Source organism: Actinoplanes sp. GCM10030250 (assembly GCF_042666575.1).
Lineage (GTDB): Bacteria > Actinomycetota > Actinomycetes > Mycobacteriales > Micromonosporaceae > Actinoplanes.
Window position 1 is genome coordinate 12531 of record NZ_JBHTDO010000011.1, and the last position, 23222, is coordinate 35752.

The following is a 23222-nucleotide window of genomic DNA, read 5'->3' on the forward strand; positions in this document are numbered from 1 at the left end:
GCTGACCCAGTACTCGGCTGCCGGTTGGGGTGTCAGGGAGCGGGCGTCGCCTACACCAATTGGTGTAGGCGGTACTCGATTGGCGTCGATCAAGGTGACATCCGCGGGACGACGCCGCACAGGCCGGGTTTCCATAGCGTCGGAGCATCCCCGATTGAGGAGGCTCCATGTTCAGCACTGACCCGGCCGATACCTCGTCGCCATCTCGTGGATCGCAGTCGATCCAGCCGGCTACGACGCCGCGTACCGGCCGCCGGATCGCCGTCGACGGCGTCTTAGGCGGGTTGGTCCTGCCGCTTATCGGCTTCGCCGTGGCCGACTTGATCAACCCGGGTTGGAGTCCGGCCGAGTCGATGATCAGCCACTATGTCCACGCTCCGCACGGTGGGTGGTTGGTTCCGCTCGGCACGCTGAGCATCGCCGTCGCCTCCGGGACGCTGACATGGCTGGCTGCCGCGTACACCCGGGGTGGCCGCGCCGGTCTGGCGCTGCTCGGTGTCTGGACCGCCGGCCTGTTGGTCGCCGGCGTGTTTCCCACCGACCCGCCCGGCCAGTGGGACCAACCGCCGACCATGGCCGGCACGTTGCACGGGGTCGCCGCGTTGCTCGCTTTCACGGCATTGCCCGCGGCCGCGGTCGTGCTCAGCCGGGTGTGGCGCAGGGATCCCGGGTGGCGTCCGGTCGCCGGTGGACTGGCTGTTGCGGCGGCACTGTCGGTAGCCGCTTTCGTACCATTTATTGTCACGTTTTTCGATGTAATGGGCGGCCCGTCCTTGGCGGTCGGAGCGTGGCCGACCGTCACCGGTCTCGCCGAGCGAGTCATGGTGTGGGCCCACGTCGCCTGGCTCGTCGTCGCGGCGGTCGGGCTACGGCCTCGGCAAGCACCGCGAGCGGCTCCGGCCGTCTCGCGTCCCTCCAATGTGTAATGACGATCACGCGTGCCGTACTAATTTCCCATGCGGCAGCTATCCGCCCCATTGCTGCCAGGGCGGCGACGCGGTATTCCCATTCCTCGTCGATTGTCACCCCACCAGACACATGCCCCTAATCCCCAAGTAAACGGCACTCCCGCCGGACCGAGCCACCGCGAAAGCGGTGCCGCAACAAGGGGTGACGGCGGCAAATCCGACCTGTTCGCAGGTGATCTAGTGTCGATTCCATCGACGTCGGCGCGTCGCGGCTCGCCGCGGCCCTTGCGCCGATTAACGGCAGGGAGAAGCATTGACGCCGGACAACATCAATTCGCCAGATCCCGACAGCGGCGAGGCCGCTCGGCGATCGAGATCTGCGCTGCCCGTAGGCAATCAGTTCGCCACGTCGGTGCCCGTTATCTACTGATGTGAAATACCGTATCCGCTTCCGGACAACAATGGGGAATTCATCGCGGTGTTGGCATTTGCTCGTCACCCGCCGATTCCTCCGCAGCCTCCAGACCGCAGCGCCGACGTCGTCGCGGGTCCGCATCGCGCGGGCCGGAAGGAGACCTTCATGTCCAACGCTCAGGCCGAGGGGACCGGCCTCGCCCAGACGAACCGCCCGTTGAGCCGCCGTGGGTTGCTGCGCTCCAGCGCTCTGGTGGCCGCGGCCGCCGGAGCCGCGGGTACCGTGGCCACGCCTGCCCAGGCCGCTCCCGCCGCCGGATCCGCATCCGGCGGCCGCCGCCGGGTTCCGGCCGACCGGATCAGCATCCAGCTGTACACCGTGCGTGACATCCTTACTGCCGACCCCGCCGGCACCGTCGCCACGCTCGCGCGCATCGGTTACACCCGGGTCGAGACCGCCGGCACCGCCGGGCTCACACCGGCCGCCTTCCGTGCGCTGCTCGACGCCAACGGGATCCGCGCAACCTCGGGGCACTTCGGCATCCCGCAGCCGTTCGACGCGACCGCGTGGCGAGCGACGCTCGCCGACGCACGCACGCTCGGCTGCCATTACGTCGTGCACCCGTTCTTCGGCGTCGACGCGAACGGCCCGATCCGCGACGTCACGGTCTGGCGCCAGTTCGCGCAGGACCTGAACAAGGCGGGCCGGATCGCCCGCGACGCGGGATTCGACTTCGGCTACCACAACCACCACTTCGAGTTCCTGCCGTTGTCCGATGGCTCCGGGCGGCGCCCGTTCGACGTTCTGACCGCGGTCGCCGATCCGCGCCTGGTGCATCTGGAGCTCGACCTGTACTGGTCGTGGCGTGGAACCGCCGACCCGGTCGACGTGATTCGCGCTCACCCGGGTCGGGTCCGGCAGTTCCACTGCAAGGACATGAACATCGACAGCGGCTTCGCCGACCTCGGGACGGGTCTGATCGACTTCCGCCGGATCTTCGCGCAGTCCGACGTGGCCGGGGTCAAGGAGTACATCGTCGAACGCGACGACGCCGGCACCGGCGACCGCGTACCCGCACAGGCGCTGGACACGGCGGCCGTCGGCTACCAGTTCCTGCGGGACATCCGGTTCTGAGAGGCGTTGATCATGGCCAACCGGAGAACCGTGCGTAAGTGCACCACCGCGGCCGTCCTGCTCGCGTCGTTCAGCGGGCTGGCCGGCCTGACGTCGCTGCCGGCCGCCGCGCAGCCGGGTCACGACCCTGTACCCGTACCCGCCGACCAGTCGGCGTTCCAGAAGGTGACGCTGAACGACCGGCCGGGCGAGCCGATGAGCCTCGCCGTGCTGCCCGACCTGCGGGTCCTGCACACCGCCCGCACCGGGCAGGTGCGGATCAACGTCCCGCGCACCGGGCTGAACCCGCTCGCTATGGACGTACCCATCTACCAGCACGACGAGGAAGGCCTGCAGGGCGTCGCGATCGACCCGGACTTCGCCCGCAACCACTGGGTCTACCTCTACTACTCGCCGCCCGGCAACACGCCCGTCGACGACCCGGCCACCCCGGATGTGAACGAGGGTGACGCGCCCACCACCGGCACCCAGGCAGACTGGGACCGGTTCAAGGGCGCGCTGCGGCTGTCCCGTTTCAAGCTGCGCGGCAACACCCTCGACCTCAGCAGCGAGCAGCAGATCATCGACGTGCCGGTTGACCGGGGCATCTGCTGCCACGTCGGCGGCCAGATCGATTTCGACAGCAAGGGAAATCTGTACCTGTCGACCGGTGACGACACCAACCCGTTCGAGTCCGACGGCTATGCACCGCTGGACGACCGGGCGGGCCGCAACCCCGCGTTCGACGCGCGCCGCAGCGCCGGCAACACCAACGACCTGCGCGGCAAGCTGCTGCGGATCAAGGTGAAGCCGGGCGGTGGGTACACCGTCCCGCGCGGCAACCTGTTCGCTCCCGGCACACCCCGGACCCGGCCCGAGATCTACGCGATGGGCCTGCGCAACCCGTTCCGGTTCGACGTCGACACCAAGACCGACCGGGTCTACATGGCCGACTACTCACCGGACGCCAACATGCCGAACCCGGAACGCGGCCCGGCCGGACACGGCCGGTGGATGGTCATCGACAAGCCGGGCAACTTCGGCTGGCCGTACTGCGTCACCCCGAGCATCGCCTACCGCGACTACGACTTCGCCACCGAGACTGCGGGACCGGCCTTCAACTGTGCCGCGCCGGTGAACGACTCGCGGTACAACACCGGCCGGCGGGTACTGCCGCCGGTGCGGCAGCCGCAGGTCTACTACTCCTACGAGCTGTCCCCGCTCTTCCCCGAGCTGGAAACCGGCGGCATCGGTCCGATGGCCGGGCCGGCGTACGACTACTCCCCGCGGAGCCGGTCACGGTTCAAGTGGCCGCAGGCGTTCGAGGGCAAACCGCTGTTCTACGAGTGGACCCGCGACTACATCAAGGCGTTCACGCTGACCCGCGGTCAGGTCACCACGATCGCGGACGTCGCGCCGGGCGTCGTGTTCGACAACCCGATGGACATGGAGTTCGGGCCGGACGGGGCGCTCTACGTGCTGGAGTACGGCACCGGCTACTTCGCCGAACTGCCGGCGGCCCAGCTCGCCCGGGTCGACTGGACCCGCGGCAACCGCACCCCGGTCCCGGTCGTAACGTCCAACATCGACAACGGGCTGGCACCCCTGACCGTGCAATTCAGCAGCGCGGGTACGGCAGACCCTGACGGCGACGCCCTGAGCTACGCCTGGGACCTCGACGCCGACGGCCGGGTGGACTCGCGGGCGCTGAACCCGTCGTTCACCTACACCGCGAACGGCGTCTACGAGGCGACGCTCAACGTCACCGACTCCACCGGCCGCCGGGCCGCCGCGTCGGTGCGCATCGTCATCGGCAACACGGTCCCGGTGGTGACACTCACCGCCGAGCCAGCGGGCGGCACGTTCCAGTTCGGCGACGTGGTCACCTTCACGGTCACCATCACCGACGACGCGCCGATCGACTGCTCACGAGTCTCGGTCGCCTACATCCTCGGACATGACGAGCACGGGCATCCGCTCAGCTCCACGGCCGGCTGCTCGGGCACGATCCAGACGTTCGTCGACACCGGGCACGCCGGTGCCAGCAACCTGCGTGGGGTCTTCGTCGCCAGCTACACCGACGCGCCGGAGGGCGGGCTGCCGCCGCTCAGCGGGTCGGACGAGGTCGTACTGACACCCACCGCGTGACGCACGGGTGACAGCGAGGCGCCGCCCGGCATCGGGCGGCGCCTCCGGAAGGCATCCGAGAGGAGATGCTCCGATGGCACGCCTTCCTCGATCCGGGATCATCGGCGCCGGGTTCATCGGTGAGGTGCACGCGCGGGCCGTGCGGGCGGCCGGCGGTGTGGTCGCCGCCGTCGCGGAACGCGATGGCAAGCAGGCCACCCCAGCGGCCGCCCGGTTGCTGGCGCAGCGGGCGGCGGCGTCCGCGCAGGACCTGATCGAGGCCGACGATGTCGATGTCGTGCACATCTGTACGCCCAACCACCTGCACGTTCCGCTCGCCGAACGCGCGATCGCCGCCGGCAAGCACGTGATCTGCGAGAAGCCGCTGGCCACCGATGTGGCATCCGGCCGCGCGCTTGCCCGCCTCGCTGCCTCGGCTCCGCTGGTCACAGCGGTGCCGTTCGTGTACCGGTTCTACCCCACCGTCCGAGACGCCCGCGGGCGGGTGCGCCGCGGTGACGCCGGACCCCTGCGCCTGCTGCACGGCTCCTACCTGCAGGACTGGCTGTCGCGTCCGGAGGACCACAACTGGCGGCTCGACGCGGCGCTCGGTGGCGGCTCGCGCGCCTTCGGTGACATCGGCGTGCACTGGTGTGATGTCGTCGAGTTCGCCAGCGGTCACCGCATCACCCGCCTGGTGGCGTGCCTGACGACCGTCCCGCGCACCACCGGCCGGCCTGCCTCGGACACCGAGGACGCCGCGACGGTGCTGTTCGAGACCGATCAGGGTGCGATCGGATCGGTCGTGGTCAGCCAGGTGTCGCCGGGACGCAAGAACCGGCTGTGGTTCTCCCTCGACGGCACGCAGTCCTCGCTGCAGTTCGATCAGGAACTGCCCGATTCACTGTGGGTGGGCGGCCGCGAGCAGAACACGGTCGTGCCTCGCGGCGCCGAGTCCTCGACCGGCGACGCCGCCCCCTTCAACATCATCCCGGTCGGCCACCCGCAGGGTTACCTCGATTGCTTCACCGCCTTCGTCGCCGACGTCTACGCCGCGACCGCGGGCGACGAGCCGGACGGGCTGCCCACCTTCGACGACGGCCTGCGTGCCGCCGTCGTGACCGACGCCGTCCTGACCTCTGCCGCGCACGGCGGCTGGGTGGAGGTACCCGCAGAATCTCAGCCGCCGACACCAGCCGAGTAGCGCGCACTGAGGACGCCACTCCATCTGAGGAAGGCACCAGCGCATGACGGCCTCACCAACTCAGCCCATCGGCCCGATCGGTACGGCGACACGGCTGAAGCTCTCCTTGATGATGTTCCTGCAGTTCTTCGTCTGGGGTGCCTGGTTCGTGACCATGGGCACGTACCTCGACACCAGCCTGACGGCGTCCGGCAGCCAGATCAGCCTCGCCTACCTGACCCAATCGCTCGGAGCGATCGCCGCACCGTTCATCATCGGGCTCATCGCCGACCAGTTCTTCTCCGCCCAGAAGGTGCTCGCCATCCTGCACCTCGCCGGCGCCGCGATGCTGTTCTGGGCGTCCACGACGTCGACCTTCGCGACGTTCTTCCCGGTGATCCTCGGCTACATGATCCTTTACATGCCGACGCTGGCCCTGGTGAACTCCGTGTCGTTCCGCCAGATGACCAATCCGGAGAAGCAGTTCCCGGCGGTGCGGGTGCTCGGCACCATCGGATGGATCGTCGCCGGTGTGATCATCGGCTGGTTGGCCTGGGAGCGCGACGGGCACCTCAGCCAGACCTTCCGGATGGCCGCCGCCGCGTCGCTGATCCTCGGCGTCTTCAGCTTCCTGCTTCCCGCGACCCCACCGATCCGGCGAGGCGGAAAGACGACGGTCCGCGACATTCTCGGGCTCGATGCGCTCGCGCTGCTGAAGAACCGTTCCTACCTGGTGTTCTTCCTGTCCTCCATCGCGATCTGCATCCCGCTCGCGTTCTACTACAACTTCACCAACCTGTTCCTCAACGAGCAGGACGTGCGGTCCGCGGCGGCGGTGCAGTCGCTCGGACAGGCCTCCGAAGTGCTGTTCCTGCTGCTCATGCCGTTCCTGTTGATGCGCCTCGGCGTGAAGTACACGCTGGCCATCGGCATGGGTGCATGGGCGTTGCGCTATGTCTTCTTCGCCTACGGCGACGCCGACGGGCGGTACTGGATGCTCATCCTGGGCATCCTGTTGCACGGGATCTGCTACGACTTCTTCTTCGTCGCCGGGCAGATCTACACCGACAAATTCGCCGGCGAGCGGATCCGCAGCGCGGCCCAGGGAATGATCACCCTGGCGACGTACGGCGTCGGCATCCTGATCGGCTCGCTCGTGGCCGGCCCTATCGTCGATCGGTTCGCCACCGCCGACGCGCACGACTGGACCCAGATCTGGATCATTCCGGCGGTCATCGCTGCCATCGTGATGGTGCTGTTCCTGATCCTGTTCAAGGATCAGCGCGTCGAACGCACGACGATGCTGGACGCCTCACGCACGACGCTCGAGGCCCCTGGAACGGCGATCCCACGGGAGGACGACCGCTAGCCGGTGCACCCGGCAGGACCGGGACGAGCTCCGGGAATCGGTGTTGGCGTTGCTCACGGTGTGACACGAAAACGGGAGATGAACCGGTCTCATGTCCTCATAGGATCTCCATATCAGCAGCTAGGGACGGGGATCCAATGTTCAGCATGAGCCGTAAGAAGCTGGCCGCGATCGGTATCGCAGCCGCCGCCACGACTGCGTTCTTCGCCTCGCCGGCGCAGGCCGCCTCGGCTGCCAAGGCCGAAATCGTGGGGAAGAGCAGTACTGCCGTCCGGTTCACCGCGGCTGCCGGTCAGGCCAACTCGCTGACCATCACGATCTCCGGCCGGACGATCACTTTGAACGACAAGGTCGCCATCAAGGCCGGCAAGGGCTGCAAAGCGGTCAAGGGCGACAAGACCAAGGTCAAGTGCACCACTGCGAAGAAGCCGACCAGACTCAACGTCGCACTCGGTGACAAGAACGACTTCCTCCAGAGCTACGCGTCGGTCCCCCTGACCGCCAACGGCGGTTCCGGCAACGACACCGTCTTCGGCGGAAGCGGCAAAGACATCCTCAACGGCGGCGACGGCATGGACGACGTGCAGGGCGGTTCCGGCAACGACACCCTCCGCGGCGGCCGTGGCGACGACCATGTCGAAGGCGGTTCGGGCAAGGACAAGCTGTACGGCGAGGCCGGTCACGACGACCTGATCGGCGGCGACCTCGACGGCGAGATGTCCGACAGTGGCGACACCATCTACGGTGGCGCGGGTAACGACTTCCTGCTCGGCGGCTACGGCAACGACACCCTCTACGGCAACGCCGGCGACGACAATCTGCTCGGCGGCGCGGGCAAGGACAAGCTGATCGGCGGCCCCGGCAACGACACCAGCACCCAGTAGTACCGCCGGTCCAGAAACACGATCCGCGCTCTGTCCAAGAACTGCGGGGTCTTAGGCAGTGACGCGGGCAGTGTTTACGCACTCGGCGACGTCCAGTACCAGCAGCAGCCGGCCTTCGGTCTTGTAGGCGCCGGTGACCAGCGTCCGTGACGGGCCGGTCAGTGTTGCCGGCGGCTCCTCGAACAACTGCGCGTCCAGGTTGGCGACCTGCCCGATCCGGTCGACCAACAGGCTGACCGGCTCACCGGCGTACTGCACGATCACGTTCATCACCAGGCCGGACATGTCCCGGCGCGGTAGCCCGAACTGCACACGCAGGTCCACCGCGGCGATCACCTGCCCGCGCAGGTTGAACAGTCCACCGACCGCGGTGGGCGCCATCGGCACCGGCGTGTACTCGCTGTACGACAGCACCTCCTGCACAGCGCCCACGTCCACGCCGAAGAACTGGCCGGCGACCTCGAAGGTGACGAACTGGCGACTGGACATGCACAACTCCCGGGGTCAGGACCGCCGGAGGAACATGCCACGGCGGATCACCAGGGTTATCGGGAATCGAGTTTCCGAACCAAGGACTCCGACGTGATCAATCTGCGGGAGGGTCATCTTGGTGTCGGCAGGGTCTGCCAGGGCTGACATCCGCTCCTCGCCGGCGATCACAGCGCTTCCTTGAAGAAGTTCGGTGAGTGCGTCCTGCTCACGGTGGGACCGGAAGTCGTGCGATCAGCCGAGCCGGACAGCCCATTCGGCCCGGTCTCACGACCCTTGGGGCCAGAGTGGCATCGGTGATGTCGAGCTCCTGGTGGAGGCCCCTATTCTCGCGAGTCGAGAGTTTCACATAGGGGGCGCGGAGCCGCATGGCCGACGAGATCAAGTACGAGTACACGACCGCGCGGGCAGTTCGCGGCACCGACAGCATGGTGATCTCGAAGATGCAGAAGGACGGCTGGGAGTTCGTAGACCAGACCCCGGGCATGCTTCGGTCCACTCTTAACTTCCGTCGGCCGAAGAAGCCGGTGCCGTGGCGCTTGATCGGCGCCGGGGCCGCCGTCCTAGCGGTCCTGGCCATCGCCGGCGGCGTCGCCTCTGCGTTCAGCGATGGAAGTGCGAGCGGCGAGGGTGAGGCCAAGGTCGATTTAGCGACGACAACGGCCGCCGCGAGCGAGGAGCCTTCCACCAGGCCCACGCCATCGGCACGCGAGTCGCCTGCCAGCAAGGTGATCACGGCTCGGAACAATCCGGAGTTCGCGGCGCTGCTGAAGGCGGACTCCTGCGACGACGTGAACGGGGAATTCGCGACCAAGTACGCGGGCCGGACCGTCACGTTCAACGGCTCGATCGTGAACATGGCGTCGTACGGTGACGACGACACCCGCTACGACCTGCTCGTGGGCCCGGGCGACAAGGGACCGAGAACGACGGTCGGCCCGAACTTCACGTTCGAGAACGTCAATGTATTCGACCTGAATCTCACGGGTGAGAAGATCCCCGACACCGTCGGCGAAGGCGACAAGTTCCGCTTTGTTGCTGAGGTTCTCGAGTTCAAGACGAACCAATGCCTCCTCTACCTCGACCCGGTGTCAACGGAAGTCCGGTAGTAGAGAGAGCAACCGGCGCCCGGCCTCGATCAGTGCGTTGGCGAAGGCGTGGTCCTTTTCGCGGCCGGCTACCAGTGTGGAGACCACGCAGCCGACTATGAGCCGGGGGCGCTACCGCGATTCCCGCATTCGTGCCACGAGCGGAATTCGGTGAGTTGCTGCCTGGTCTTCATTCGTATAGGTCGTCACAGTGGGTGAAGCGACCGTGACACAATGGGAGCGAGCGCACGTGGACGAGGCCGTGTCGATCCGCCATCAGGCGGAGCCGTATTCATCGCTGCCGTCAGTTTCCACTTCGACGGCGGCCCTGCGCGGGTAGCGAGCGTAGAGTGGTCGGTGGACCGATTCGTCCATTCGAGGGCCCAACCATTGCGGGTCATGATCTCGAAGGCTGGCGGGCGACGAAGTTCGGCGAGGCGATGACCGGCAGCGCTGTGAGCCGGGCCATCGTGTCCGCGGTCAACACGCACAGCAACCGTCACCCCCCTCGCAGCCTTGCGAAGTGTCGGCCCGGCCTTGGAGAATTACGTGACCTTTGCATTGTCAACGCAGCCGACGCCCACCCCGGCACCGTTGCGCCAGCACCCCAAGACCCTCCGGGAAAAGGGAGCGGCAAGTTTCCACGCCGCTCTCGCCGTAGCCCTGACCGCGGGGCTGGAGGACGCGCTCCAAGCCGGAGACCACCCGCGGGCGATCAGCTTCATCAACCGCGGCTTTGCGGAGGGGAGCCCGCAACTGGGCTGCGACCTGCTCTGCCGGGCTATCGAGAGCGTCGGGACCGCCCGGACGTGGACCGTGCAACTCGCGCCCCTCACCCACGTACGGCAGAGGTCGGCGCTGTAAGAACAGGCGTATTGCTACTGGCCCGTTGAGGGCCCGGACGGCTCATCTTGCCGGGTCCGGCTCGCCCCCGCTGATGCGTGCTCGTTGACCGGCGTGGAGATGACCGGCGTGGGGATGGCCGGGATTCGCGTGGCCGCCCGCTCCAGGGCGCCGGTTTGTGGTGCGAACCAGCGCTCGTGGAGGCGGTGCAGGGGTGCCGGTGCCCACCAGTTCCACTCGCCGAGCAGGCTCATCAGGGCCGGTAGAAGCAGGCCGCGGACGACCGTGACGTCGAGGAGCAGGGCTACCGCCATCGCGAAGCCGATCTCCTTGACCGCGATCAGGTCGCCGAGCAGGAAGCCGAGGAACACCACGCCGATGCACAGGGCGGCGGCGGTGACCACCGGGCCGGACTTCTCGATGCCGATGCGGACGGCTCGGTTGCCGGCCGAGGTGGAGGGGTGGGTGGGGTCGCGCCGGTCCCACTCCTCCTTGATCCGGGCCAGCAGGAACACCTCGTAGTCCATCGAGAGCCCGAAGATGAACACGAACAGCAGGACGGGCGTTGTGACGTCGATCGCGCCCCACGAGTCGAAGCCGAGCAGCGTGTCGCCGATGCCCCACTGGAACACGACGACCAGCAAGCCGAGTGTGGCCAGCAGGGTGAGGGCGTTCATCAGCAGCGCCTTGACCGGTATCACCAGCGAGCCGGTCAGCACGAAGAGCAGCACCGCGGTGGACAGCATGACGACCAGCAGGGCGATCGGGAACCGGCCGGCCACCGAGTCGCGGTAGTCGACCAGTTCCGCGGCGGCGCCGCCGACGAGTACCGGGAACGGCGGGTCGAGCGCCCGGATGGCGCGTACGACGTCGCGGGAGGTCTGGCCGGCGGTCTCACCCTCCGGTGTCACGTCGATGACGGCCGCCGGCGCGGCGATGTCGGGGCGCGGTTGCACCCGCAGCACACCGTCCAGGGTGTTGAGCGCGTTCATGAAGTCGCGGGCGGAGGGGGCCGCGTCGACGACTACGACGATCGGGTCTGCCTGGCCGCCGTTGAAGTCGCGCTGCACCGCCTCCTGGAGCTTGCGGGCCTCGGCCGAGGCGGGCAGGGCGTGGGCGCCGGAGTTCTCGAGGTTGACCGCGAGCAGGAACGGCAGCGACAGCACGAGCAGAGCGGCCGTGACGGCGAGCGCGACCGGCCCCGGACGGCCCTGCGCGAATACGGCGAGGCGCGCGAGCAGGCCCGGACCGGGTTCGGCGCGGCGGGGCAGCGCGTCCGCGACCGCGCGGCGGGACGCGAGGATCCGGGTGGAGTCGCGGCGGGGCAGCGCGTCCGCGACCGCACGGCGGAACGAGAGGATCCGGGTGGAGTCGCGGGGACCCGGGATGCGGCGGTGCGCGACGGCGATCAGGGCGGGCACGGCGGTCAGGCCGGCCACGGTGGCCAGCAGCACCGCTACCGCTCCACCGAGTGCCATCGCGCCGAGCAGCGGTTCGGCGAACGCGGACAGGCCGAACATCGAAGCGGCCACGGCGAGCCCGGAGATCAGTACGGTGCGGCCGGCGGTCGCGGTGGTACGGGCGACCAGGTCCGCGATCGGAGTGCCGGGATCGGCGTCGCGCTCCTCGCGGAACCGGGCCAGCACCAGCAGCGCGTAGTCGACGGCGAGCCCGATGCCGAGCAGGGTGACCACGTTGACGGTGAACTGGCTGACCCCGGTGAGCGCGGTCAGTCCGAGCAGTCCGAGCAGCGTGACCGACACGGTGGCCAGCGCGGCGGCGAGCGGGATCATGCCGGCCACGAAACCGCCGAGGATCAGCACCAGCACGACCAGCAGGACGACGACCGCGACCGATTCGCCGATAGCCGCGTCCGCCATCGCCTCGTCGGCGAACGCGCGTTCCGCCAACTTCTCGCCGCCGACCAGCACCTCGGGTGCGTCGATACCGTGCAGCGCGTCGGCGACCGCGTCCTCGACCTGCTCGCGGCGGTCGTCCGGCAAGCCTTGATCCAGCTCGACCCGGATCAACGAACGCCGGTTGTCGGCGCCGATCCGCCCGCCCGGCGCGCCGTACAGGTCCTCGACCTCCGTGACGCCGTCCATGTCGCGGATCTCGCCGGTGACCGCTGCGACGTCGGCGACAAGCGCCTGGTCGAACACGTCGCGCCCACCGACGACGGCGACCACCACCGGGCCCTCGGGCTGCAACTGGCCGACCCGCCGGTCCGCGAGCTGCGACTCGGCGTCCGGCCGCAGGCTGCCGGTGGTGGTGAGCCGGTCGAAGACCTGGCCGCCCAGGACCAGCCCGGCGACGACCAGGACGAGCCAGGCGCCGAGAATCGGCCACCGCCGGCGGGCACACGAACGGCCGAGCGCACTGAGCATCACCGGGGCATGCAAGCACCCTCGCGTGTGGAACGCCAGTCACCTATCGACGTGCATCCCCCGGACGTACGGCCAGTTCTGACCGGTCGGCGGGCGGTCGAGTCGGACAGCCGACGGCCGGGGAAGCAGCCGTCTACTTAGGATTTGCGGATCCGGGGTGGCTCGGGATTCCGCGACGGGGGAGGGAATGCCCGTGCTTCGGCGTACTTTCAGTGTGTTTGTTGCCATGGTGACCGTGTTCGTGATGTCGTCGTTCGTCGGCTCGCCACCGGCGACCGCGGTGGCGCTGCCGAGCGGTTTCCAGGAGCAGATCGTCTTCAGCGGCCTCAGCTCGCCGGTCGATCTGGAGTTCGCGCCGGACGGGCGCATCTTCGTCGCCGAGAAGGGCGGCCGGATCAAGGTCTTCGACGACCTGGCCGACACGACCCCGACAGTGTTCGCCGATCTGTCGGCCAACGTGCACAACCAGTGGGACCGGGGCCTGCTCGGCATGGTGCTGGCGCCGAACTTCCCCGCCAACCCGTACGTCTACGTGCTGTACACCTACGACGCGCCGCCCGGCCGGACCGCCCCGGTCTGGAACGACGTGTGTGCCAACGCGAACGACGGGCGCTGCGTGGTCACCGGCCGGCTCTCCCGGCTGCAGGCCGCCGGCAACACGATGACCGGCAGCGAGCAGGTGCTGCTGCACGACTGGTGCCAGCAGTTCCCGAGCCACTCCATCGGTGACATCACCTTCGGTGCCGACGGGATGCTCTACGTCGCCGCCGGTGACGGCGCGAGCTTCAGCGCTGTCGACTACGGCCAGTTCCCCTCCGGGGCGCCGACCAACCCGTGCGCCGACCCGGCCAGTGAGGGCGGGGCGCTGCGAGCGCAGGACATCCGTACCCCGGCCGACGAGACCCAGTTGGACGGCACGCTGCTGCGGCTCGACCCGGTTACCGGGGCGGCGGCGGCCGGCAACCCGAACATCGGTTCCACCGACCCGAACACCCGCCGGATCGTCGCCAACGGCCTGCGCAACCCGTACCGGATCACCATGCGGCCGGGCACCAACGAGACCTGGATCTCCGACACCGGGTGGACCACCTGGGAAGAGGTCAACCGGGTGGTCGATCCCACCGCTGGCGTGACCAACTTCGGCTGGCCGTGCTGGGAGGGCAACGCCAGGCAGCCGGGGTACGACAGCGCCAACCTGCCGATCTGCGAAAGCCTCTACACCGAGCCGGCGGGTACGCACACCGCGCCGTTCGTCGCGTGGAACCACGCCGGCAAGCTCGTCCCCGGTGAGGCCTGCCCGAGCGGCAGCTCGTCGTCGACAGGCGTGGCGTTCTACCCGACAGCCGGTGGTCCCTACCCGGCCGCGTACAACGGCGCGGTCTTCTTCGCCGACTACTCGCGCCGGTGCATCTGGGCGTCGTTGCCGTCCACGCCCGGTGGCCTGCCCAACGCGGCCAACCTGCAGACGTTCGTCTCCGACGCCGCCAGCCCGGTCGACCTCGAGGTCGGCCCCGGTGGCGAGCTCTACTACGCCGACCTGGGCGGCACCATCCGCCGGGTGCGCTACTTCCCGGGCAACCAGCCGCCGAGCGCGGTCATCGACGCGTCGCCGACGCAGGGCCCGGCGCCGCTGACCGTGACGTTCAACGGCACCGGCTCCACCGATCCCGATCCGGCCGACGAGGGTCGCCTGCGCTACGCCTGGGACTTCACCAGCGACGGGGTGACCGACTCCACCTCGCCGACGGCGTCGTTCACCTACAACACGGCCGGCTCGTACACGGCGCGGCTCACGGTGACCGACACGCTGAACGCGACACACACCAGCACGATCAGCATCACGCCGGGCAACGAGGCGCCGACCGCGGTGATCGACACCCCGGGCGTGGGAACGACCTGGAAGGTCGGCGACACGATCGGCTTCACCGGCCACGCCACCGACCCGCAGCAGGGCACCCTTCCCGCGTCCCGCCTCAACTGGGACCTGGTCATGCACCACTGCTCCGCGCCGGAGAACTGCCACGAGCACGCGATCCGCAGCTGGACCGGCGTGGCCTCCGGGTCGTTCGAGGCGCCCGACCACGAGTTCCCGTCCTATCTGGAGCTCAAGTTGGTGGCCACCGACCAGGAGGGCCTGACGCACGTCGTGACGCGCCGGCTGGACCCGAAGACGGCAGACCTGACCTTCAACTCGGTGCCGTCCGGACTCCAGCTCACCGTCGGCTCATCGTCGGGAACAACGCCGTTCACGCGTACGGTGATCCAGGGCTCGACCAACTCGGTGTCCGCGCCGTCGCAGGGGTCCTCGACGTTCGCGTCGTGGTCCGACGGTGGGGCGCAGACCCACGTCATCACCGCGCCCACGGCGGCGACCACCTACACCGCGACCTACACGACCGCACCGGCGCCGCAGCGGATCGGCTACACCCAGGCCGGGACGTCGCTGGACGCCGGCGCCGCGAACCACATGAACGGCTCGCGGTTCGTCACCGGGTCCGCCCCGGCGACGGTCACCTCCATGTCGGTGTACATGAAGGCCGTGCTTGCGGCGCCGAACAACCAATACCAGCTCGCCGTCTACGCCGACGCGAACGGTTCGCCCGGCGCCCGGGTGGCCACCAGCTCGTCGGGCACGCTGACCGCCAACTCGTGGAACACCCTGCCGATCACCGCGGCGCTGGACGCCGGCACTGCGTATTGGCTGATGTACAACAGCAACGGCGACAACAACATGAGCTACGACACCGGTACGGCCGACCAGGGCGCATGGAGCGGCTCCACGCCGTTCGGCACCTGGCCGGCGACGTTCGGCACGTCCAGCCGGTGGAACGCGAAGTTCTCCATCTACGCGACCACGGGCGCGGACACCGGCGCGCCGACGGTGGCCTCGACCACCCCGGCCGGAGGCGCCGGCGGAGTGGCACTGAACGCACCGATCACCGTCCGGTTCAGCGAGGGCATGGCGGCGGGCACGATCACGCCGGCGAACCTGGAACTCCGCGGCCCGGGCGGCACGCTGGTCAACCGGACCGTCGCCTACGACGCGGCCACCCAAACGGCGACGATCACCCCAGCCGCGGCGCTGGCCGCCTCGACCCAGTACACGGTGACCGTCCGGACGGGCGTGACCGACGCGGCGGGCAACGCGCTCGCGGCCAACCACCAATTCTCCTTCAGTACGACCGACCCGAGCGCCCCGCGGTTCGGATACGACCAGGTGGGCGGCTCGCTGGACTCCGGCGCCATGAACTTCATGAACGGCTCGCGGTTCGTCAACGGCGCCACCGCGCTCACGGTCAGCCAGATCTCCGTACACCTCAAGACGGTGCAGACCGCGCCGGCCAACCAGTACCAGGTGGCGATATTCACCGACGTCGACGGCTCGCCGGGCACGCTCGTGGCGTCGAGCACCTCCGGCACCCTGACCGCCAACTCGTGGAACAGCCGGCCGGTCAGCGCCTCGCTGGCGCCGAACACGGCGTACTGGCTCATGTACAACACCAACGGCGACAACAACATGAGCTTCGACAGCGGCAGCGCCAACCAGGGCGCCTGGAGCCAGGCGCGGGCATTCGGCACGTGGCCGTCCTCGTTCGGCACGTCCACCCGCTGGAGCGCGAAGTACTCGATCTACGCCTCGTAGGTCGAAGCCGGTGGTGCTGCCGAGAAAATCTATGCCGTAGAGACTAGACATTCTTGGCGAGGCTGATAGTGTTTCTCTCGTTGACAACAGAAGTCGTTGAAGACGCAGACGAACCAAGCCGAATCAGGCAAGCCGAGCGTCAAGCAGGGCCCGGATCTCTCGTGGCTCGCTCGGCACCGCGGTGAGACAGCATCACCGCACGTAGTTGAGCAAGGTATGTGCACGACAAGACCTTGACGTAATTCCAGGTCAGGGCAGACGCAGGCAGGGCTGATGCAAGTTCGGGGCCCGGCTTGATGCAAAAGTTTGCCGTACGTGTGCGGGGCCGTGAAGTTTGCGTGGGGCTCCGACACCGGCAGGTAGTAGGACAGCAGTACAGAAATTAGGAAGCAGAGGAAAGGGAGGGCCGAGCACCGTTGGATCGCCCGCCACCAGGACGGAAACTCGAGTTCTGAGGGGTGGACACCGCAGTCTCCATCGAACGTGAGGTGGTCTCCGGTCACGCTTATGCGATCCTCGCACCGCAAGCCGCGAATGGTGGCAGGTGCGGAAAAGGCAAGCCGACGAACCTGTCGGTAGATGGTGTTGTAAACCCGTAACCCTGGGCCCCGGCGCTTCCGTGCCGGGGCCCTCGTCATGGAGAGGTGTATGGATGGCCCAACCCGACGACATGCTCGACGACGAGAACTATCCCGCCTACACGATGGGCCGCGCCGCGGAGATCACCGGCGCCTCGCAGGACTTCCTGCGCCGGCTCGACGAGGCGAAACTGATCTTCCCGTTCCGCTCCGCCGGCGGGCATCGGCGTTACTCCCGGTACCAGTTGCGCCTCGCCGCGCGGGCTCGGGAGATGGTCGGCCAGGGCATCGCTCTCGAAGCCGCCTGCCGGATCATCATCCTTGAGGATCAACTCGAACAGGCCCTCCAACACCAACACCAGCACCAGCACCAACGGCACACGGACGCTGCCTGACCTCGGTCCTTCTCCACCGTGAGAGGGACCGTTTCTCGTACCCGGGTCCCTCCTCGGCCGGGTGACTTCGGGGGCTCTGAGGCTTCCGGGGGGTATTGGCGAGGCCATGGGCATGATGACTGGCTGCTGGTGGCGTCGCGGTGCCGCCGCCCTTGTGCTGACCCTGCCGTTGTCGGCGGTGGCCGGATGTGATCAGCGGTCCTCGATCGCGGCCGAGCCCGCCGGGGGTTTCGCGGCCGGGCCGGACCCGAGCGGTCGTCAGGCCTGCGCGGAGTTCGAGTCGGGCTGGCGGCGGGCCACCGACACGCCGGCGCGGTTGCAGCTGGCCGACCGGGTGGAGCGGTGGGCGCGGCGCAGCGACAGCGCGGCGATATCGGCGAGTGCCACGGCGATGGGACGCAGCGCCGACGGCGGCGACCAGGCGTGGCGCACCGCGACGGCGGACCTGCTGCAAACCTGCCGCCAGTCGGGAACCAGCACCCGCGAGCCGGGAAGCAGCACCCACCGGCCGGGAGACGGCACCGCGCGCCCCAGACTTCCGGTCACCGGTTGAGGCCCACCCCCGCGGCCTGTTCGAGCAATGGTCGAGTCCGACCTGGGTAGGGCTGTGCGGAAGCGAAGCGCGTCAGGCGTTGAGGTAGGTCAGGACCGCACGGACCCGCCGGTGTGCGTCGTCCGCGGGTGGGAGGTCGAGTTTGGCGAAGATGTTGGTGATGTGCTTCTCGACAGAGACCGGGGCCAGGACCAGCGCCGCGCAGATGGCCGAGTTGGACAGACCCTGCGCCATCAGTCCGAGCACCTCCCGCTCGCGTGGCGTGAGGCCGCCGATCCCGTGATTGCGACTGTTACGGGTGAACAACTGCCGCACCACCTCGGGGTCCATGACGGTGCCGCCGGCGGCAACCCGTTCGACGGCGTCGAGGAAGTCGTCGAGGGCTGTCACGCGGTCCTTGAGCAGGTAGCCGACGCTGCCCCCGCCGTCGGCGAGCAACTCCGCGGCATAGGCGCGTTCGACGTACTGCGAGACGATGAGCACCCTGGTGGACGGGTCGGCGGCACGCAGGTGCAGCGCGGCCCGCAGGCCCTCGTCGCGGAAACCCGGCGGCAGCCGTACGTCGACGATCGACAGGTCGGGCCGGTGCTCGGTGACCGCGGCGATCAACGCGTCCGCGGAGTCGACGGCGGCGACGACGGTGTGACCGGTATCGGTCAGCAGCCGCACCATGCCTTCACGCAGCAGGAGCAGGTCTTCGGCGATCACGATGCGCATGGCAGCTCCGTATGCAGGACGGTCGGCCCGCCGGCCGGACTGGTGAGGGTGAGCCGGCCGTCGAGGGCCTCGACCCGGCGGCGTAAACCGTCGATGCCCGAGCCGGCCGGGTCGGCGCCGCCCCGGCCGTCGTCGGTGAGTGTGACTCGGACGCTGCCACCCGCGCGGACGATGTCGACGACACACGTGGTGGCGTCGGCATGCTTGCCGGCGTTGGCGAGGCCCTCAGCCACGACGAAGTACGCCGCCGACTCGACCGCGGCGGGGTAGCGCGCGTCCGGGTCACCGTTGAGCTCGACGGTGAGCGCGCTGTCCCCGGCCAGGGCGGCGAGCGCGGCGTACAGTCCGCGGTCGGTGAGGATCGGCGGGTGGATTCCCCGAACCAGGCGGCGCAGTTCGGCGAGCGCGTCGTCGAGTTGCCGGCGGGCCGACTCGACGTCGTCGCGGGCGTTGCTGCCGTCGCCGGTGCGTAGCTTGCGCGCGGCCAGGGCGAGCGTCATGCCGGCGGCGACGATCCGGGCCTGCGCCCCGTCGTGCAGGTCGCGCTCGATGCGGCGAAGTTCGGCGGCCTGCGCGTCGACTACCCGCTCCCTGGTCCTGGACAGCCGTACCGTCTGCTCGACCAGCCGGCTGTGTTCGCCCGGTGCGAGCAGGGCTCCGGCCAGCCGGGTCTGGCCAGTGGCGAGCCGGCGTAACACCCAGGCGACCACCGGCGCGAGCGCGAGCCCGATCGCTATCAGGCCGAACCGGCCCGGCACGGTCGTCATCAGCGGCCGGACCGGGAACGGCGCGTGCGGGTTGGGTACCGCCCACGCCCATGCGGGGGCGGTGATCGCGCCGAGGTCGACGACGGTGACGACGATCGCTGTGATGCCACCGGCCAGGCCGAGCGGGAACATGAGCACCAGCCATGCCAGGTCCCGCCAGGTGGCCGGCTGTGCGGCGATCGCGGTGACCCGGCGACCCGGTGCATCGGCCGGTACGGGCACGTACGGCGACGGGATCGGCGTTCCGGTCACCCAGCCGGCACGCCGGCGTTCGGCACCGGCGAACGTCCGGGTCACCCAGGCGGCCCCCAGAAAGGCGGGGCCGCCGAGATGGGTGAGCGCGAGCAGGGTGACGGAGACGGTGGCGGCGAGGCTCCACAGCAGCCCGGCGAGACCGACGACCGGACCGGTGACGAGATAGGCCAGTGCCCGCAGCGTCACCATGATCCGCTTCATCGTGGGGAATGCTAGCCGCGCCGGTCGCAGGCTCGGCGTCAACCGGTCCGTCACTGGTCAGATTTCCACGGCGAGGCCACGACGGCGTACCAGCAGCCGGGCCGGCAGCGTGCCGGCGACCAGACCGAGCGCCGCCACGCTGCCGGCCATCGCCACATATGTGCCCGGGTCCACGACGAGCCGCAGGATCCCGTCCTGTGCCGTGCTGAACGCGCCCACGACGACACCCGTGACCGCGGCGCCGAGCAGCAACCCGGTCCCGACCGTGATCACTGCCTCCCGGGCGGCGAGCCGGTGCAGTTGCCCACTTGTCGCGCCGGCCAGCCGCAGGTCGGCGTACTCGCGGCGGCGGCCGGAGGTGGCGATGGCGAACGTGTTCACCACGGCGATCGCGGTGAAGCCGAGCGAGATGGCCACCATCAGCTCCCAGGCTCCCTGCTGGTTCGACGCGTCACCGGCGGCGGCAGCGGCCGTGGCCGGCGCGACCCGAAGCGCCGGCCAGTCCGCGTGGATGCGGTCCGCGACGTCACCGGTGTACCGCAGCGCCACCGTGCCGACGAGGCCTCTCGGGTCGTGCGCGGCGACAAGAGCAGCGGGGAGCACGAGGTCGCCGAAGCCGCGAGCCCGCTCGTACACCGCTGTGAACCGGAGCTTCGCCTGATGCCCGTCGGCCAGCCACAGCGGGACCTCGTCGCCCAGCCGCCAGCCGTACTGCTCGGCCACGTAGGCGCCGGCAGCGAACGTGCCCGTGCTGCCGAGCACTCCGTCGGACACGGCCAGGTCGAGCGCGGGATCGGTGCCGCTGGTGAGCAGGCCCTGCGCCGCATAATCCTCCGGCTTGCCGCCCTGCACGACGATCACCCGGGTCGGCAGCGTCGCGGCGGCACCCGTCACGCCCGGCAGTGCGGCGATCCGCTGTGCGGTGGCCAGCGGCATCCCGCCGTCCGCGGTCACCTGCGCTGTCGCCGGTGCCGTACGGGCCACCTGCTCATCACCGGTCAGCTCGGTCAGCAGGGAGCTGTTGAGCAGCATCGTGGCGTTGACGGCGAACATCAGCACCAGCGGCACGGCGACCGCTGCCACCCGCCGGCTCTCCGTCCGGGTGATCAGCCCGGCCAGCCCGAACGGCCGGGAGATCAGCGTGGTCAGCAGCCGGGTCAGCGCCGGGCCGACCGCCGCGATCGCGCACAGCAGCAGCGCGGAGGACACGAAGCTCATGCCCATACCGAGAGGCCCGTCCAACGGTACGAAGATGAGTAGCCCGGCCGCGCCCGCCGCCGTCACCAGCGCGATGACCGTACGGACCGCGATGCCCCCGCCAGGCGCCGCGGCGGTCTCAGCGAGCGCCTGGGCCGGCGCGATCCGGACCGCCCTGCGTCCGGCGATCCGCGCCGCGACGAACGTGACCAGCAACCCGGCCAGCCCGGCCAGCAGCAGTACCGGCACGTTGAGCGCCACGGTGAACTGGGCCGGCACCGCGCCGAGGGTCTGGAACCGGGCGGCCACCAGCTCGGCGAAGACCACGCCCAGCGGGGCGGCCGGCACCGCGGCGACGGCGGCGAGCACAACGCTCTCCAGGCCGAGCAGGCGACGCAGCCGGCCCGGGGTCGCACCGATCGTCCGGAGCAGCGCCAGCTCACGCAACCGCTGCCGCACGCTGAGCGTGACCGTGCCGGTCAGCACGAACACCGCGGCGAACGAGGTGATGCCGATGACGAATCCGAAGATCGAGATCGGCCCGATGTAGTCCGGCAGCGCACCGGGCAGGTCGGCCCGCACCCGGTCGGCGCCGGCGTGCACGGCCGCGCCACCAGAACGCTCGCGGACCGCCGTGACCAGCGCCGTGATATCGGCACCGGGTGCTGTCACGAGGCCCACGGCGGTCGGACCGCCGAGACCCGAGACGGCAGGCACCTCGTCGTCGCCCAGGAACAACGCACCCTGGGCCGGCAGCCCGGAACGGCCGGGTGGGGCCGCGACGCCGCTCACCCGTACCTGATGTGTGCCTGTCCGAGTCGTGAGGACCAGCGCCTCACCGACGTCGAGCCCAGCACGAGTGGCCAGGTCCGCGTCCACCACGACCTCGCCGCGGCCCGGCTCACGACCATCGTCCAGGGAGTACGGCGTGAGCGCCGCCGACGACCAGCCGTGCCCGATCACCGGCGCGTCGTCCGCGGCGCGCACGGGCCGTCCCGTGGCGTCGGTGACCTGAACGGCGAACGCCGCGTCCGCGATCACCAGGGTGACACCGGGAAGCGTGCGCAGGCGGCCGGCGAGGTCGGCCGGCAGCGTTCCCGCGCCGCTGAGCCGCTCCGTCTTGACCTTCCGTTTGACCTTGTCCTTGCCGTCCTTCTTGTCCTTGACGGTGACCGTCTCCACGGTCACCTCGCGCTCGCCGGAGACGACGACGGCGGCTGCGGCGAACCGGTCCGCCGGCGGTTTCGCGGTGAGCACCGAGTACAGCAGCAGACCTCCGCCGCCCAGCAGCGCGATCGCGAGCAGCGAGGCGAGGAAAGTGCCGGCGTACGCACCGCGGTGCCGGCGCAGCGTGCCCAGGGCCAGGCGCATCATCGGGCGCTCACCGCCATCATCTGCGCCGCGACCTTCTCCGCCGACGGCGACGACAGCTCGCTGACGACCCGGCCGTCGGCCAGGAACACGACCCGGTCGGCCCACGCGGCTGCCGCGGGGTCGTGGGTCACCATGACGATGGTGGTACCGAGGTCGTCGACGGCCTCCCGCAGCAGTCCGAGCACCTCGCGGCCGGTGGAGAGGTCGAGGGCACCGGTCGGTTCGTCCGCGAAGATGACCTCCGGGCGGGCGGCCAGCGCTCGGGCGAGAGCGACCCGCTGCCGCTGACCGCCGGAGAGCCGGCCGGGGTGATCGTTCTCCCGCGCGGTCAGCCCGACCCGGCGCATCACCTCCCGCGCCCAGGCCTTGTCCGGCCGGACCCCGGCGAGCCGCTGCGGCAGGAGCACGTTGTGCCAGACCGACAGCGATTCGAGCAGGTTGTACGACTGGAACACGAACCCGACCCGTCGGCGCCGCGCCTCGGTCAGCCGCGGCTCACGCAGCCCGGTGATCTCCTGACCGGCAAGCATCACCCGTCCGCTGTCCGGCCGGTCCAGCCCCGCCGCGCACTGGAGCAGTGTCGATTTTCCCGAGCCGGAGGGGCCCATCACCGCGTTGAAGGAGCCCGCCCCGAACGCCACCGACACCGAGTCGAGCGCTCGCACGCCGGCGCCCGGATATGTCTTCACCAGGTCGATCACGTCGACCACCGCTGCATTTCCCATGAGGACCAGCG

17 protein-coding genes are annotated in these 23222 nt (G+C 69.5%); 11 read left to right on the forward strand and 6 right to left on the reverse strand.

Annotation, left to right across the window (positions count from 1 at the left end; genetic code table 11):
* The first annotated feature begins 167 nt into the window (after positions 1-167).
* From ACFQV6_RS16270 to ACFQV6_RS16295, 6 genes are all read left to right on the forward strand, one after another.
* Positions 168-926: a DUF998 domain-containing protein gene (locus ACFQV6_RS16270; RefSeq protein WP_378028318.1), complete on the forward strand. Its 759-nt coding sequence runs from the start codon at positions 168-170 to the stop codon at positions 924-926.
* 562 nt (positions 927-1488) lie between these two features.
* A complete protein-coding gene (locus tag ACFQV6_RS16275; RefSeq protein ID WP_378028319.1) occupies positions 1489-2457 on the forward strand; it encodes a sugar phosphate isomerase/epimerase family protein in 969 nt (322 codons plus the stop codon).
* A gap of 12 nt (positions 2458-2469) precedes the next feature.
* Positions 2470-4584, forward strand: a complete 2115-nt coding sequence (locus ACFQV6_RS16280; protein WP_378028320.1) for a PQQ-dependent sugar dehydrogenase — start codon at positions 2470-2472, stop codon at positions 4582-4584.
* Between the two features lie 73 nt (positions 4585-4657).
* Positions 4658-5767, forward strand: a complete 1110-nt coding sequence (locus tag ACFQV6_RS16285) for a Gfo/Idh/MocA family protein (protein WP_378028321.1) — start codon at positions 4658-4660, stop codon at positions 5765-5767.
* A 43-nt stretch (positions 5768-5810) separates the two neighbouring features.
* On the forward strand, positions 5811-7115 hold the full coding sequence (locus tag ACFQV6_RS16290) for a nucleoside permease (RefSeq protein ID WP_378028322.1): 1305 nt from the start codon (positions 5811-5813) through the stop codon (positions 7113-7115).
* Between the two features lie 146 nt (positions 7116-7261).
* Positions 7262-7999, forward strand: coding sequence for a calcium-binding protein (locus tag ACFQV6_RS16295; protein ID WP_378028323.1), 738 nt, complete (start codon positions 7262-7264; stop codon positions 7997-7999).
* Positions 8000-8050: 51 nt separating this feature from the next.
* On the opposite strand, the gene ACFQV6_RS16300 is transcribed toward ACFQV6_RS16295, so the two are convergent.
* Positions 8051-8488, reverse strand: coding sequence for a chemotaxis protein CheW (locus tag ACFQV6_RS16300; protein WP_378028324.1), 438 nt, complete (start codon positions 8486-8488; stop codon positions 8051-8053).
* Between the two features lie 368 nt (positions 8489-8856).
* Between ACFQV6_RS16300 and ACFQV6_RS16305 the strand changes: the two genes are divergently transcribed.
* Positions 8857-9597, forward strand: coding sequence for a DUF4839 domain-containing protein (locus tag ACFQV6_RS16305; protein WP_378028325.1), 741 nt, complete (start codon positions 8857-8859; stop codon positions 9595-9597).
* A 528-nt stretch (positions 9598-10125) separates the two neighbouring features.
* Positions 10126-10440, forward strand: a complete 315-nt coding sequence (locus tag ACFQV6_RS16310) for a hypothetical protein (RefSeq protein ID WP_378028326.1) — start codon at positions 10126-10128, stop codon at positions 10438-10440.
* A 14-nt stretch (positions 10441-10454) separates the two neighbouring features.
* Here ACFQV6_RS16310 and ACFQV6_RS16315 read toward each other — a convergent pair whose 3' ends face one another.
* Positions 10455-12806: an MMPL family transporter gene (locus ACFQV6_RS16315; RefSeq protein ID WP_378028488.1), complete on the reverse strand. Its 2352-nt coding sequence runs from the start codon at positions 12804-12806 to the stop codon at positions 10455-10457.
* A 226-nt stretch (positions 12807-13032) separates the two neighbouring features.
* Between ACFQV6_RS16315 and ACFQV6_RS16320 the strand changes: the two genes are divergently transcribed.
* The 3 genes from ACFQV6_RS16320 to ACFQV6_RS16330 all read left to right on the forward strand — a co-directional run bounded on the left by ACFQV6_RS16320 (position 13033) and on the right by ACFQV6_RS16330 (position 17975).
* The gene (locus ACFQV6_RS16320; protein ID WP_378028327.1) at positions 13033-16449 is read left to right on the forward strand and encodes a PQQ-dependent sugar dehydrogenase; all 3417 of its coding nucleotides are present in this window, start codon (positions 13033-13035) and stop codon (positions 16447-16449) included.
* A 652-nt stretch (positions 16450-17101) separates the two neighbouring features.
* Positions 17102-17422 carry a MerR family transcriptional regulator gene (locus ACFQV6_RS16325; protein ID WP_378028328.1) on the forward strand — a complete coding sequence of 107 codons (321 nt, stop codon included), beginning with the start codon at positions 17102-17104 and terminating at the stop codon, positions 17420-17422.
* 106 nt (positions 17423-17528) lie between these two features.
* Complete coding sequence (locus ACFQV6_RS16330) at positions 17529-17975, forward strand: hypothetical protein (protein WP_378028329.1); 447 nt, start codon at positions 17529-17531, stop codon at positions 17973-17975.
* Positions 17976-18047: 72 nt separating this feature from the next.
* Here the strand turns inward: ACFQV6_RS16330 and ACFQV6_RS16335 are convergent, their stop codons facing one another.
* The 4 genes from ACFQV6_RS16335 to ACFQV6_RS16350 are packed head-to-tail and all read right to left on the reverse strand — an operon-like array spanning position 18048 to position 23211.
* The gene (locus ACFQV6_RS16335) at positions 18048-18692 is read right to left on the reverse strand and encodes a response regulator (RefSeq protein ID WP_378028330.1); all 645 of its coding nucleotides are present in this window, start codon (positions 18690-18692) and stop codon (positions 18048-18050) included.
* A complete protein-coding gene (locus tag ACFQV6_RS16340) occupies positions 18680-19915 on the reverse strand; it encodes a sensor histidine kinase (RefSeq protein ID WP_378028331.1) in 1236 nt (411 codons plus the stop codon). Before ACFQV6_RS16340 ends, ACFQV6_RS16335 begins: the two co-directional genes overlap by 13 nt.
* Before the next feature lie 57 nt (positions 19916-19972).
* On the reverse strand, positions 19973-22486 hold the full coding sequence (locus ACFQV6_RS16345; protein WP_378028332.1) for an ABC transporter permease: 2514 nt from the start codon (positions 22484-22486) through the stop codon (positions 19973-19975).
* Positions 22483-23211: an ABC transporter ATP-binding protein gene (locus ACFQV6_RS16350; RefSeq protein WP_378028333.1), complete on the reverse strand. Its 729-nt coding sequence runs from the start codon at positions 23209-23211 to the stop codon at positions 22483-22485. The genes ACFQV6_RS16345 and ACFQV6_RS16350 overlap by 4 nt, the downstream gene beginning before the upstream one ends.
* Between the last annotated feature and the right edge of the window lie 11 nt (positions 23212-23222).

What these genes read in the sequence shown, in the direction of transcription:
- ACFQV6_RS16270 (WP_378028318.1), top strand. Translation starts at nt 168, where the DNA reads ATGTTCAGCACTGACCCGGCCGATACCTCGTCGCCATCTCGTGGATCG.
- ACFQV6_RS16275 (WP_378028319.1), top strand. Translation starts at nt 1,489, where the DNA reads ATGTCCAACGCTCAGGCCGAGGGGACCGGCCTCGCCCAGACGAACCGC.
- ACFQV6_RS16280 (WP_378028320.1), top strand. Translation starts at nt 2,470, where the DNA reads ATGGCCAACCGGAGAACCGTGCGTAAGTGCACCACCGCGGCCGTCCTG.
- ACFQV6_RS16285 (WP_378028321.1), top strand. Translation starts at nt 4,658, where the DNA reads ATGGCACGCCTTCCTCGATCCGGGATCATCGGCGCCGGGTTCATCGGT.
- ACFQV6_RS16290 (WP_378028322.1), top strand. Translation starts at nt 5,811, where the DNA reads ATGACGGCCTCACCAACTCAGCCCATCGGCCCGATCGGTACGGCGACA.
- ACFQV6_RS16295 (WP_378028323.1), top strand. Translation starts at nt 7,262, where the DNA reads ATGAGCCGTAAGAAGCTGGCCGCGATCGGTATCGCAGCCGCCGCCACG.
- ACFQV6_RS16300 (WP_378028324.1), bottom strand. Translation starts at nt 8,488, where the DNA reads ATGTCCAGTCGCCAGTTCGTCACCTTCGAGGTCGCCGGCCAGTTCTTC.
- ACFQV6_RS16305 (WP_378028325.1), top strand. Translation starts at nt 8,857, where the DNA reads ATGGCCGACGAGATCAAGTACGAGTACACGACCGCGCGGGCAGTTCGC.
- ACFQV6_RS16315 (WP_378028488.1), bottom strand. Translation starts at nt 12,806, where the DNA reads ATGCTCAGTGCGCTCGGCCGTTCGTGTGCCCGCCGGCGGTGGCCGATT.
- ACFQV6_RS16320 (WP_378028327.1), top strand. Translation starts at nt 13,033, where the DNA reads ATGGTGACCGTGTTCGTGATGTCGTCGTTCGTCGGCTCGCCACCGGCG.
- ACFQV6_RS16325 (WP_378028328.1), top strand. Translation starts at nt 17,102, where the DNA reads ATGGCCCAACCCGACGACATGCTCGACGACGAGAACTATCCCGCCTAC.
- ACFQV6_RS16330 (WP_378028329.1), top strand. Translation starts at nt 17,529, where the DNA reads ATGGGCATGATGACTGGCTGCTGGTGGCGTCGCGGTGCCGCCGCCCTT.
- ACFQV6_RS16335 (WP_378028330.1), bottom strand. Translation starts at nt 18,692, where the DNA reads ATGCGCATCGTGATCGCCGAAGACCTGCTCCTGCTGCGTGAAGGCATG.
- ACFQV6_RS16340 (WP_378028331.1), bottom strand. Translation starts at nt 19,915, where the DNA reads ATGAAGCGGATCATGGTGACGCTGCGGGCACTGGCCTATCTCGTCACC.
- ACFQV6_RS16345 (WP_378028332.1), bottom strand. Translation starts at nt 22,486, where the DNA reads ATGATGCGCCTGGCCCTGGGCACGCTGCGCCGGCACCGCGGTGCGTAC.
- ACFQV6_RS16350 (WP_378028333.1), bottom strand. Translation starts at nt 23,211, where the DNA reads ATGGGAAATGCAGCGGTGGTCGACGTGATCGACCTGGTGAAGACATAT.